This window comes from Phyllobacterium sp. GQ127 (assembly GCF_059758635.1).
In genome coordinates, this window is the sequence record NZ_JCAXDZ010000007.1 from 82183 (window position 1) to 94610 (window position 12428).

13 protein-coding genes are annotated in these 12428 nt (G+C 54.1%); 12 read left to right on the forward strand and 1 reads right to left on the reverse strand.

What is annotated here, in order from left to right:
• Nucleotides 1-43 precede the first annotated feature (43 nt).
• From AC6CHM_RS20770 to deoA, 7 genes are read left to right on the forward strand one after another with little or no spacing between them, the layout of a single operon-like run.
• Nucleotides 44-1576 (forward strand): ABC transporter ATP-binding protein, encoded by a 1533-nt coding sequence (locus tag AC6CHM_RS20770; RefSeq protein WP_307282014.1) that lies wholly within the window; start codon nucleotides 44-46, stop codon nucleotides 1574-1576.
• A complete protein-coding gene (locus AC6CHM_RS20775) occupies nucleotides 1573-2124 on the forward strand; it encodes a cysteine hydrolase family protein (RefSeq protein WP_115054724.1) in 552 nt (183 codons plus the stop codon). The genes AC6CHM_RS20770 and AC6CHM_RS20775 overlap by 4 nt, the downstream gene beginning before the upstream one ends.
• Complete coding sequence (locus tag AC6CHM_RS20780; RefSeq protein WP_498174561.1) at nucleotides 2121-3263, forward strand: ABC transporter permease; 1143 nt, start codon at nucleotides 2121-2123, stop codon at nucleotides 3261-3263. The genes AC6CHM_RS20775 and AC6CHM_RS20780 overlap by 4 nt, the downstream gene beginning before the upstream one ends.
• On the forward strand, nucleotides 3263-4234 hold the full coding sequence (locus AC6CHM_RS20785) for an ABC transporter permease (protein ID WP_336440464.1): 972 nt from the start codon (nucleotides 3263-3265) through the stop codon (nucleotides 4232-4234). The genes AC6CHM_RS20780 and AC6CHM_RS20785 overlap by 1 nt, the downstream gene beginning before the upstream one ends.
• A gap of 2 nt (nucleotides 4235-4236) precedes the next feature.
• Complete coding sequence (locus tag AC6CHM_RS20790) at nucleotides 4237-4641, forward strand: cytidine deaminase (protein ID WP_115054727.1); 405 nt, start codon at nucleotides 4237-4239, stop codon at nucleotides 4639-4641.
• Nucleotides 4638-5438 carry a purine-nucleoside phosphorylase gene (locus AC6CHM_RS20795; RefSeq protein WP_336440463.1) on the forward strand — a complete coding sequence of 267 codons (801 nt, stop codon included), beginning with the start codon at nucleotides 4638-4640 and terminating at the stop codon, nucleotides 5436-5438. The genes AC6CHM_RS20790 and AC6CHM_RS20795 overlap by 4 nt, the downstream gene beginning before the upstream one ends.
• 3 nt (nucleotides 5439-5441) lie before the next feature.
• Nucleotides 5442-6758: a thymidine phosphorylase gene (gene deoA / locus AC6CHM_RS20800; RefSeq protein ID WP_498174565.1), complete on the forward strand. Its 1317-nt coding sequence runs from the start codon at nucleotides 5442-5444 to the stop codon at nucleotides 6756-6758.
• Here the strand turns inward: deoA and upp are convergent, their stop codons facing one another.
• Nucleotides 6759-7385, reverse strand: coding sequence for a uracil phosphoribosyltransferase (gene upp / locus AC6CHM_RS20805; RefSeq protein WP_115054730.1), 627 nt, complete (start codon nucleotides 7383-7385; stop codon nucleotides 6759-6761). It lies immediately after the preceding gene.
• Nucleotides 7386-7544: 159 nt separating this feature from the next.
• On the opposite strand from upp, the gene ubiE reads away from it, so the two are divergent.
• From ubiE to AC6CHM_RS20830, 5 genes are all read left to right on the forward strand, one after another.
• Nucleotides 7545-8321 carry a bifunctional demethylmenaquinone methyltransferase/2-methoxy-6-polyprenyl-1,4-benzoquinol methylase UbiE gene (gene ubiE, locus AC6CHM_RS20810; RefSeq protein ID WP_115054731.1) on the forward strand — a complete coding sequence of 259 codons (777 nt, stop codon included), beginning with the start codon at nucleotides 7545-7547 and terminating at the stop codon, nucleotides 8319-8321.
• Nucleotides 8322-8328: 7 nt separating this feature from the next.
• Nucleotides 8329-9906, forward strand: a complete 1578-nt coding sequence (ubiB, locus tag AC6CHM_RS20815; RefSeq protein ID WP_354342841.1) for a 2-polyprenylphenol 6-hydroxylase — start codon at nucleotides 8329-8331, stop codon at nucleotides 9904-9906.
• Between the two features lie 68 nt (nucleotides 9907-9974).
• A complete protein-coding gene (coaBC, locus tag AC6CHM_RS20820) occupies nucleotides 9975-11363 on the forward strand; it encodes a bifunctional phosphopantothenoylcysteine decarboxylase/phosphopantothenate--cysteine ligase CoaBC (RefSeq protein WP_498174568.1) in 1389 nt (462 codons plus the stop codon).
• The gene (locus tag AC6CHM_RS20825; protein WP_498174570.1) at nucleotides 11360-11872 is read left to right on the forward strand and encodes a GNAT family N-acetyltransferase; all 513 of its coding nucleotides are present in this window, start codon (nucleotides 11360-11362) and stop codon (nucleotides 11870-11872) included. Before coaBC ends, AC6CHM_RS20825 begins: the two co-directional genes overlap by 4 nt.
• A gap of 15 nt (nucleotides 11873-11887) precedes the next feature.
• Complete coding sequence (locus AC6CHM_RS20830; protein ID WP_498174572.1) at nucleotides 11888-12424, forward strand: GNAT family N-acetyltransferase; 537 nt, start codon at nucleotides 11888-11890, stop codon at nucleotides 12422-12424.
• The last annotated feature ends 4 nt before the right edge of the window (nucleotides 12425-12428 follow it).

The window sequence follows — 12428 nt, forward strand, 5'->3', positions numbered from 1 at the left end:
AGCTTCGAAAAACAACAAGAGCTGATCAACAGCGGATGGGGATATGAGCGCAGCTGCAATCGAACTTATTGGCGTGGACAAACGTTTCGGCTCCGTCCACGCAAATCGCGATATTCATCTGACAATTGAGAAAGGGACGATTCACGGCATCATCGGTGAAAACGGTGCCGGAAAATCGACCCTGATGTCCATTCTTTATGGATTTTATCAGGCGGACAGCGGCGAAATTCGCATCAATGGAAAAACGACCAAGATCACCGATCCGAATGCTGCAATCGGAATGGGCATTGGTATGGTGCATCAGCATTTCATGCTTGTTGAAAATTTCACCGTCCTTGAAAATGTGATGCTCGGTGTGGAGGGCGCACCGCTTCTGAAGAACGGTATTGCCAAAGCCCGTGCTGAATTGAAGCGTCTCGAGCAGGAATATGAACTCGATGTGGATCCCGATGCCCTGATTGAAGAGTTGCCTGTTGGGCTGCAGCAACGCGTAGAGATTCTCAAGGCACTCTATCGCGGTGCCGAAATTCTCGTTCTTGATGAACCGACCGGCGTTCTCACGCCGCCCGAAGCAGACCATCTTTTCCGGATTCTCGAGCAATTGAGGGATCAGGGCAAGACCATTATCCTGATCACGCATAAATTACGCGAAATCATGGCCGCAACGGACAACGTATCCGTCATGCGCCAAGGTGCAGTAGTAGCGACAAGAAAAACCAGCGAAACTTCGGTGGAAGAACTAGCTGAACTCATGGTGGGACGGCGTGTTTTGTTGCGTGTCCAGAAGGGCGAGGCACAGCCTGGCGAAGTGAAACTATCGGTGGAAAATCTGACTGTGCGCGATAGTCGTGGCGTGGTCATGGTCGACAATGCCTCGTTCACTGTGCGGGCGGGTGAGATCGTCGGCATCGCTGGGGTGGCTGGCAATGGACAGTCACAGTTGATTGAAACAATTGCCGGAATTCGCGCTGCAGTATCAGGCCGCGTTCTCCTTGACGGACAGCTTATCGATATTACAGGTGCTGCCGATCCGGGTGAGTTGCGCGATCGCGGATTAGCGCATGTGCCAGAGGACCGCCACCATATGGGGCTCGTCCTCGCATTCGAGGAATATGAAAATTCGATCCTGGGATATCACGATGATCCACTTTATCTCAAAGGACCGTTCCTTGATATTGATGCGATCAAAGCAGATGCACGCAAGAAAATAGAGAAATACGATATTCGTCCGGGTGACCCCAATCTCAAGACCGCAAATTTCTCCGGGGGCAATCAGCAGAAAATTGTCCTTGCGCGAGAGATCGAACGCGACCCCGGCGTCCTTATTATCGGCCAGCCGACACGCGGCGTGGATGTTGGTGCAATCGAGTTCATTCACAAGCGGATTATTCAAATGCGTGATGCGGGCAAGGCGGTCCTGCTTGTTTCCGTGGAACTCGACGAAATCCGTTCTTTGTCGGATCGTATCCTCGTTATGTTCGCCGGCCGCATCGTTGGAGAGCGGGATGCTGAAGCAGATGAAGGGGAACTCGGCTGCCTCATGGCCGGCGTAGAGCAGCTGGAGGCCGCTGAATGACAACGCAAGCGCTCATTATTATAGATGTCCAGAACGCTATTGATGATCCCAAATGGGGGCGTCGAGGCCAGCCTGAAGCAGAGGCGCGTATAGGTGAATTACTCGGCGCTTGGCGTGAACGCCGTTTGCCCGTCATCCACATCCGCCATGATTCAACCGATCCTGCATCGCCGTACCGCCCCGGCACCCACGGCAATGAATTTAAAGATGAGGTTGCCCCGCAGATGGGCGAGCCGGTCATCGACAAACGCACGAACAATGCGTTCATTGGTACTGATTTGATGGATGTTCTCGATGAATTGCAAGCGCGCAGCCTGGTGGTCACGGGCGTGCTTCTGGAAAATTCCGTTGATGCGACGGTTCGAATGGCTGCCAATCTCGGTTTCGAGGTGATTGTTCCGGAAGATGCTGTCGCGAGCATTGATCGCAAAGACTACCGGGGCAAAAAATGGGTCGCCGAAGACGTGCATGCCTTAGCGCTCTCTGTGCTTGAAGGCGAATATGCCCGGATCACGACCTCGACAGAAATTATCGGAAACCTGCCATGAGCCAGCCTTTTGCAAAACTACCCGCTTGGGCAGATTATGGACTTCTGCCGCTGATCAATCTCATCGTCGCCTTCTTCGTGGCAGGTCTTGTCGTCTTGCTCGTTGGTGAAAGCCCGATCGAAGCTGCGGTTCTTATGGTTAAGGGTGCTTTTGGCACAGGCGACGGCGTTGGATATACGCTCTACTACGCAACCAATTTCATCTTTACCGGGCTTTGCGTTGCAGTTGCCTTCCACTGCGGCCTCTTCAATATTGGCGGCGAGGGCCAAGCCTATATTGGTGGTCTCGGCGTTGCTTTCGTCGGTCTTGGCCTCGGCGATACCCTGCCATGGTGGATCGTCTTTCCATTGGCAATTGTGGCTTCCGGCATAGCCGGTGCCTTGTGGGCGCTCATTCCCGCGTGGCTACAAGCGCGCCGTGGTTCGCATGTTGTTATTACCACCATCATGTTCAACTTCATAGCGGCCAGCATCATGGTCTATATCGTGGTGCAAATTCTCAAGCCAATGAACATCCAATCGCCGGAAACGCGTGTTTTTGGAGAGGGTGGGCAATTGCCAAGCCTTGGATGGTTGTTGAACGCTGTGGGTCTCAACATGCGTTCCGCACCACTCAATCTCAGTTTTCTCGTATCCCTCATTGCAGCGTTTCTGGTGTGGGTACTGATCTGGCGGACAAAGCTTGGATATGAAATCCGCACAATGGGCTTTAGCCCGAAGGCGGCTCGATATGCCGGCATAAGCGAGATGCGTATCATCATCATCGCCATGATGATTTCAGGCGCCTTGGCGGGTATGATGGCACTCAATCCGATCATGGGAGCGCAGCACCGCCTGCAGCTTGATTTTGTTGCGGGGGCTGGTTTCGTAGGCATTGCCGTTGCGCTCATGGGTCGTTCCCATCCGGTCGGTATTGTGCTGGCGGCAATCCTTTTCGGTATGCTCTATCAGGGCGGCGCTGAAATCGCTTTCGATATGCCAAATATTTCACGCGACATGATCGTGATTATTCAAGGTCTGGTCATTCTTTTCGCTGGAGCACTCGAACACATGTTTCGGCCAACCTTGCAGCGCATTTTCCATGGCTTTTCATTTAAAAAAGACCAGACAGCGCCCGTTATTGCTGGAGGTGGCCAGTAATGGAAAGCTTCATCACCATCCTGCAATTGTTCGATTCGACGATCCGCCTGTCGGCTCCCTTGCTGCTCGCCTGTCTGGCAGGACTCTATTCCGAACGTGCTGGCATCTTCGACATCGGCCTTGAAGGCAAAATGCTTGCCGGTGCTTTTGCAGCGGGCGCTGTTGCTACATGGTACGGCTCTGCTGGACTTGGCCTTTTAGCGGCCATTGCCGTGTCGGTGGCTTTAGGCCTCGTGCACGGCTTTGCCTCCATCACCCACAGGGGAAATCAGATTGTCTCCGGCGTTGCGATAAATTTCATTGCGGCGGGAACGACGGTCATCCTTGGACAGGCATGGTTTCACCAGGGCGGGCGCACGCCATCCTTGCCGAATACGGCGCGCTTCAATGCTATCAATTTGCCCGGAGCCGAAGCTTTGCGTGATGTCCCGATCATCGGCCCGATCTATTTTGAGTTGATTTCAGGTCATTCCATCCTCGTTTATTTGGCCTTCCTGCTGGTGCCTTTGACATGGTGGGTGCTTTATCGCACACGTTTTGGCCTGCGTTTGCGCGCTGTGGGTGAAAATCCGGCGGCCGTTGACACAGCGGGTATTTCAGTTCCGTGGCTGCGCTATCGCGCGGTCATTTGCTGCGGAATTCTGTGTGGTGTTGCCGGTGCCTATCTCGCCACAGCGCAAGGCGCTGGCTTCGTGAAGGATATGACCGCAGGCAAAGGCTATATTGCCCTTGCCGCTTTGATTTTTGCAAAATGGCGTCCAGTCCAGGCAATGTATGCCTGCCTCCTATTCGGGTTCCTCGACGCTTTGGGCATCCGTCTTCAGGGCCAGACTCTGCCGTTGATCGGTGAGGTGCCGGTGCAACTCATGCAGGCGCTGCCCTATATTCTTACGATAATTCTGCTTGCCGGATTCATCGGCAAGGCAATTCCGCCAAAAGCTGGCGGTGTTGCCTATGTCAAGGAAAGATAGCTATGAGTACGGACTTATTTGACGCGGCATTCGCCGCCATGCAGAAAACCCATTCGCCTTATTCGCAATTTCCGGTGGGCGCCGCACTGCGTACCAGTGACGGGCGTATCTATTCGGGGTGCAATATTGAAGTGGTTTCCTATCCGGAAGGCTGGTGCGCCGAAACAACTGCGCTTTCGCATTTTGTGATGGGTGGTGGAGGCACGATTACCGAGATCGCTGTCGTCGCCGAGAAGAAGGCAAAGTGCACACCCTGTGGCGGGTGCCGCCAGCGCTTGGCGGAGTTTGCGGGCCCCGATACGCTGCTCCATCTTTGCGACAATGACGGGATCATTCAAACCCTGACGATGAAAGAAATATTCCCCTTCGGTTTTGAGGCGGAAGTGCTCGGTAAAGGTGCTGCATGATTTCGCCAGCCACGACCACGCTCATTCAAAAACTGAACGGTCTTGCCCCTCGTATTGCTTTGGTGCTCGGCTCCGGCCTCGGATCGCTGGTTGATGCTGTCGAGAATGCGATCCATATTCCCTATTCGGATTTGCCCGGTTTCCCGCACAGTGGCGTCTCGGGCCATGCGGGTCAGGTGGTTGCCGGCTACCTTTCGGGCAAGCCGGTCCTGATGCTGGCTGGACGTGCGCATTACTATGAAAAGGGCGACGCATCGGTCATGCGTCCAGTCATTGCGGCGCTGGTTGAGATTGGTATTGAGACGCTGATCCTCACAAATGCAGCGGGATCGGTTCGCCATGATCTGGCACCGGGCAGCGTGATGCTGATTGATGACCATATCAATTATTCCGGGCTGAATCCGCTGATAGGTGAGCCGTCTGACAAACGTTTTGTCGGCATGACAACAGCCTATGACCAGCAATTGAAAGATGCCCTGATCATTGCTGCCGGTGAGGTTGGCGAGAAATTGGCGCAAGGTGTTTATATGTGGTTCTCGGGACCATCATTCGAAACGCCTGCAGAGATTCGTATGGCAAGGACTCTTGGTGCAGATGCTGTGGGCATGTCGACAGTGCCGGAGGTCATTCTCGCGCGGTTTTATGGATTGCGCGTGGCGGCCTGTTCAGTCATCACAAATTTCGGTGCTGGAATGACCGGGGCGGAACTGTCGCATGAAGAGACCAAGGATGTTGCTCCGCAGGGTGGTGCGCGTTTGCAGAAGATCATCCGCTCTCTTATTCAGGAAATAGGTTAGCCAATGGAGCTGCCGCAAGAAATTATCCGCCGCAAGCGCGACGGCGCGACACTGAGTGCAGCCAATATCACCGCCTTCGTCAATGCCATGAGCGCAGGTTCCATTACCGATGGTCAGGTTGCGGCCTTCGCCATGGCTGTTTTTTTCAACGGCATGAAACGCGAGGAGGCAGTGGCACTCACCCTCGCCATGCGCGATTCAGGGGATGTGCTGGATTGGTCGGATTTACCCGGCCCCGTTGTTGACAAGCATTCAACAGGCGGCGTTGGGGACAATGTGTCCTTGATGTTGGCGCCACTCGCAGTTGCCTGCGGCGCCTATGTCCCGATGATATCGGGAAGAGGTCTCGGTCATACGGGCGGGACGTTGGACAAGATGGATTCGATCCCCGGTTACATCAGCCAGCCGGATAACACTCTGTTCCGGAAAGTTGTGCGGGAAGTCGGGTGCGCCATTATTGGCCAGACCGCCAATCTTGCACCGGCAGACAAGCGGCTTTATTCCATCCGGGACGTTACAGCGACGGTGGAATCCATTCCGCTGATAACGGCTTCGATACTATCGAAGAAACTTTCTGCAGGGTTGAATGCGCTCGTCCTTGACGTGAAATCCGGCAATGGTGCGTTTATGGCCCGAAACCGCGACGCGGTGGCCTTGGCAACCAGTATAGTCGAGGTGGCAAACGGCGCAGGCCTGCCAACGACAGCGCTTTTGACTGACATGAATGAGCCGCTTGCTTTGGCCGCTGGTAATGCGGTTGAAGTCAAAAATGCTGTTGATTTCCTGACGGGTGATCGTCGCGATACCCGATTGGAAAGTGTCACACTGGCACTCGTTGGAGAAATGCTCTTATCTGCACGGCTTGCGCCAAATCTGAAGGCCGCAATAGACAAGACGCGGGAAGCACTCAACAGCGGCAAGGCTGCAGAAGTGTTCGGACGCATGGTTGCTGGTCTAGGCGGGCCGAGCGACTTTATCGAAAAGCTCGATCATTATCTGCCGAGAGCGCCCATCACAGTCGAAGTAAGTGCGCCTGTTGCCAGTTATGTTGCATCCATTGATACCCGTGCCATTGGCATCACAGTCGTGGCGCTGGGTGGTGGCCGTATCAGACCGCAAGACCCCGTTGACCACGCTGTCGGGATCACAGCGCTACAACCCATCGGTGCTAAAATGGAGAAGGGTGAGCCAATTGCGCGGGTCCATGCCCGCACGCAGGATGATGCGAAGACTGCGGCGCTTGCTATCGAAAAAGCTTATGGTTTTACGGATCGCAAGCCCCGAACAGTCAACCCGGTCCTGCGCCGCATTGGCGCGTAATTACTTCGTGCCGTACATGCGGTCGCCAGCATCGCCGAGCCCCGGAACGATATAGCCTTTTTCATTGAGGTGGCTGTCTATGGCAGCCGTAAAAACCGGCACATCCGGATGGGCTTCGGTAAAGCGCTTGATTCCTTCTGGCGCCGCTAACAGGCAAAGGAAGCGGATATTGCTGGCGCCGCGATCTTTCAATTTCTGAATTGCGACAATTGCCGAATTGGCCGTTGCAAGCATGGGGTCAACGACAATGATGAGGCGGTTGACAATATCTTCCGGTGCCTTGAAATAATATTCAACTGGCTGCAACGTATCGTGATCGCGGTATAGTCCGATATGTGCAACGCGTGCCGCAGGCACAAGATCCAGCATGCCCTCAAGCAAACCATTGCCTGCCCGCAGGATCGATGCAAAGACCAGCTTCTTGCCTTCTATGACCGGCGACTCCATTTCCACCAGCGGGGTCTGTATCGTGATATTTGTCAGTTGCAGATCGCGGGTTACTTCGTAGCAAAGCAGCAGGGATATTTCCTTCAGCAACCGTCGAAATCCGGCGGTGGAGGTGTCCTTGTCGCGCATGATAGTTAGCTTGTGCTGAACAAGCGGGTGGGAAACGATGGTCACGCCCATGGGGATTCCTTTAAACTGAACTTGCCCGACCTTATCTGTTGATGAGCGTGACCGCAAAGCGTGTGTGCTGGAGACGCACAGTTTTGTCGCGCAACAGGCGATGGTCTTCTGCGTCTCAATATTCTATGGTTCCGGCGAATTATACAGGCAGGTAAGAAAATGAACCAGCAACGCACCGGTGCACAGGGTGGCATGGAAACATCCTTCGGCTTTCAGGATGTGAGCGACGGCGAAAAACAGACCCGGGTCAATGACGTCTTTCATAGGGTAGCCAAGCGCTACGATGTCATGAACGACCTTATGTCAGGCGGTCTTCATCGGGTCTGGAAAGACTCGATGATTGCATGGCTGTCCCCGTCGAAAACCGCAAATTGGAAGGTGCTGGACGTCGCTGGTGGCACGGGAGATGTTGCGTTCAAGATTGTGGAGGCATCCGGGCGCAATGCGCATGCGACGGTATTGGATATTAACGGCTCCATGCTTGGGGTTGGTCAAGACCGAGCTGCCAAAAAAGGCCTCGCCGAAAATACCGAATTCGTTGAAGCCAATGCGGAAGAGCTTCCGTTTGAAAGCAACAGGTTCGATGCCTATACAATCGCATTCGGCATTCGAAATGTCCCGCATATAGATCGCGCCCTGTCTGAAGCATATCGCGTGTTAAAACCAGGCGGGCGCTTCCTTTGCCTTGAGTTTTCCGAAGTTGAACTGCCTGTTCTGGACAAGCTTTATGATGCCTGGTCCTTCAATGCCATTCCAAAGATCGGCAAGGCCGTAACAGGTGATGCCGACAGCTATCAGTATTTGGTGGAGTCCATTCGCAAGTTTCCGCGACAGTCGGATTTTGCTGACATGATCCGCAAAGCCGGGTTTGAGCGAGTGAGCTGGCGCAATTTCACCGGCGGCATTGCGGCGCTGCATTCCGGCTGGAAGTTGTGATTTCTGAATGAGTAGTTTTGCAGCAACATTTCGCTTGATGCGAGCCGGGTGGATATTGACCCGTGAGGGCGTAATAGCCGCACTTCCCGCTGATGGTTTGAGCGGTATTCCCGCGTTTGGGCACAAGATTGCAGGCCTTCTCGCTCGCCGCCGTGCGCTGACGGCGCGCCGCTCGGAGCGCATGTCCCGGGCCATCAACAAGCTTGGGCCATCCTACGTAAAATTGGGCCAGTTCCTGGCAACCCGCCCCGATGTCGTCGGGACTGAGGTCGCCGATGATCTGGCCCTGTTGCAGGACCAGCTCGACTACTTTCCGATGGAGGCCTCGATCAAAGCGATTGAGGGATCGTTGGGCCGCTCGGTCGACGATCTCTTTGTCAATGTTGAGCCACCCATTGCTGCGGCGTCTATTGCCCAAGTGCATCCCGCTTATGTGAAAACCAGTGAAGGAAGCAAAAAGGTTGCCGTCAAGGTTGTGCGTCCAGGTGTTCGGCAACGTTTTAACAATGATCTTGAGAGCTTCTTTCTGGTTGCCCGCTGGCAGGAACGTTACGTTCCGGCAAGCCGCCGTTTGCGGCCCATCGAAGTAACGCGCACCTTGGCGCAGACGACACGTATTGAAATGGATTTGCGCCTTGAGGCCGCGGCTCTTTCAGAAATTGGTGAAAACACGAAAGATGATCCGGGCTTCCGGGTGCCAGCAGTCGATTGGGAGCGTACAGGGCGCGACGTGCTGACGCTTGAGTGGATCGACGGTGTCAAAATGTCGGACATTGAAGGGTTGCGCGCCGCTGGCCACAATCTCATCAAGCTCGCCGAAACTCTGATCCAGTCATTCCTGCGTCATACACTGCGTGATGGGTTTTTCCATGCGGACATGCATCCGGGTAATCTGTTTGTCGATGCTGACGGCAACATCGTTGCTGTGGATTTCGGTATTACCGGCCGGCTCGGGAAGAAGGAGCGCCGCTTCCTTGCCGAGATACTCTATGGCTTTATTACGCGCGATTATGTGCGTGTAGCAGAAGTGCATTTCGAGGCTGGCTACGTGCCACATCATCATGATGTTGCAAGCTTTGCCCAAGCGATCCGTGCGATAGGCGAGCCCATTCATGGCCAGCCGGCTGAAACCATCTCAATGGCAAAGCTGCTGACATTGCTGTTTGAGGTGACGGAACTCTTTGACATGGAAACCCGTCCTGAACTGGTCATGTTGCAGAAGACCATGGTTGTTGTCGAGGGTGTGTCACGTACGCTCGACCCGCATTTCAACATGTGGAAAGCGTCCGAGCCTGTCGTTGGCGACTGGATCAAACGTAATTTGGGTCCGCAAGGTATTCTTGTTGACGCGCGTGAGGGTGTGATGTCGCTGCTGCATCTGGCGCGTCAAGCGCCTGATCTGGTAGCACGTGCTGACAGGTTGTCGCTTGAACTGGATCGCATGGCTGAAAAGGGTTTGCGGTTTGATGATCAGACGGCCCATGCCATCGGCAAGGCCGAAGCGCGGCACACACGATCAGGCCGAATTGCCCTCTGGGTGATTGCAATTTGCTTCGTCATTATAACCTACGAGCTTTTATCGTGACAGAATTTGCGCTAAGTTGATTGCAATGATTGCACATTTGCAATCGTTCTCTTGTGGAGTGCAATCAAATGGCCAGCATAACGATCCGAAATCTGGATGACGCTACCAAGGAAAGATTGCGACTTCGCGCGGCCTTGAATGGGCGCTCAATGGAAGAAGAAGTCCGGCTTGTTCTTGGTGAACTTGACAATGAGCCGTCAACTCCAGCGACTTTGCCACATGCTCTTTCAACCGCTTCAGGATCGCTTGCGGGGCGGCGTATTCTTCTGATCATAGGCGGCGGCATAGCGGCTTATAAGTGTCTTGATCTTATCAGACGCCTGCGGGAACGCGGCGCTAAAATTCGCCCCATATTGACCAAAGCTGCCGAAGAATTCGTAACGCCTCTGGCCGTGGGCGCTCTGGCCGCCGATAAGGTATTCACCGAGCTTTTCTCCAGGGAAGACGAGCACGATGTCGGTCATATCCGCCTGTCGCGCGAAGCCGATTTGATTGTTGTGGCTCCGACAACGGCTGATCTTATGGGGAAGATGGCAAATGGTCTGGCGAATGATCTTGCCAGTGCCGTTTTGTTGGCGACGGACAAGCCTGTGCTGATTGCCCCGGCAATGAACCCGAAGATGTGGAATCACGCTGCGACCAGGCGCAATCGCGCCACATTGGAAAAGGATGGCATCCGTTTCATCGGCCCCAACAGGGGCGAAATGGCAGAAAGCGGCGAGAGTGGCGCAGGGCGAATGGCGGAACCGATGGAAATCGTTGGTGCCATCGAAAAACTACTCGACCGCACGCCAAAGCCACTATCCGGGAAGACTATCATAATGACGTCCGGCCCGACGCATGAGCCAATCGACCCGGTGCGCTATATCGCCAACCGTTCGTCGGGCAAGCAAGGGCATGCAATTGCCGCAGCTCTTGCGCGCCTTGGTGCGACGGTGCGGCTGGTATCCGGCCCGGTCAATATTCCGGATCCCGAAGGTGTCTCAGTGATTCATGTGGAATCCGCCCGTGAGATGCGTGATGCGGTCGAGCAGCTTCTGCCTGCGGATGCTGCCGTGATGGTGGCTGCAGTCGCAGACTGGCGATATGCGAATGAAGCGAATGAAAAGATAAAGAAACACCCGGGCGAAAAAGCACCCGCCCTGCAGATGGTGGAAAATCCGGATATTCTGGCAGGAGTAGGGCATAGTAAACTGCGCCCGCGGCTGGTTGTCGGCTTTGCAGCGGAAACGCAGGATTTGCTGATTAATGCGCAAAAAAAACTCGACAAGAAAGGCGCCGATTGGATCGTTGCCAATGATGTAAGTCACACCAAGGGCGTTATGGGAGGCGACCGGAATGCCGTGCGCATCGTGACCCATACAGGCGTTGAAGAATGGCCGGACATGAGCAAGGAGGAAGTTGCGGAGCGTCTTGCTCAGAAGATCGCCACGGCTCTGCAGCAGCTTGAAGCATGAAGATTGTCATTCGCGAAGCTTTGCATTCCGATGCGCAAAATCTCGCCGCGCTCTCCATTCAAGTATGGCTGCACACATATGCCAAGGCGGGTATCCGAGACGTTTTCTCGCGTTATGTCTTTGCAGAGTTTACTGCTGAACGTTTTGCCGGAGAAATAGAAAGCCGAATAAAACAGCTCTACGTGGCAGAGGTGGAAAATCACCTGGTTGGATATATCCGGCTCTATCTTGAAGCGGAATGTCCAATTCGTCATATCGGCCAGCCGGAAATAGAGACGCTTTATGTACAGGAACATTTCGCTGGTTGCGGCATTGGAAGCGCCCTGCTCAATCACGCCGTTGAAGCATGTCAATCGCGTGACCATCGCCAGGCATGGCTCATGGTGAATCAACGGAATTTGCCGGCTTACAGGTTTTACCAACGTAAGTTGTTTCAAAAGATCGGCACGGTGGATTTTGTGCTTGAAAGTGAACGTCATGCCAACGATGTTCTGGTAAAAGTTTTCTAGTTATTGGAATTGAGCATGACCAAAATTTCCGTCCCAGTTCTTGAAACCGAACGGTTGATCCTGCGTGGTCATCGCGAGGATGATTTCGAAGCATTGCACGAAGTTTGGACCCAGCCCGCAGTCTATCAATATATCTCGGGGCAGCCGTCCACGCGCGAGCGCTCATGGGGACGTCTGCTGCAATATATCGGCATGTGGCATGCGATTGGCTATGGTTTCTGGGCCTTGGAAGAGAAGGCGACCGGTCGTTATATTGGCGATGTCGGCTTTGCCAATTTCAACAGAGAAATCGAGCCACCCTTCGGTGACAGGCCGGAGATGGGATGGGTATTATCGCAAGAGATTCACGGCAAGGGTTATGGCAATGAAGCGCTGGAAAAGATGCTTCATTGGGGAACGGGTTTCTTCAAGGCCACAAGCACACGCTGCATCATCTCGCCGGACAATATCGCTTCGCGCCGGATTGCCGAGAAAAATGGCTTCCGCAAAATCGCGGAAACCACTTATACAGGTGAGCCCGTCTGGCTGCATGAAAGGCTGTTTGAACGCTAGAGAA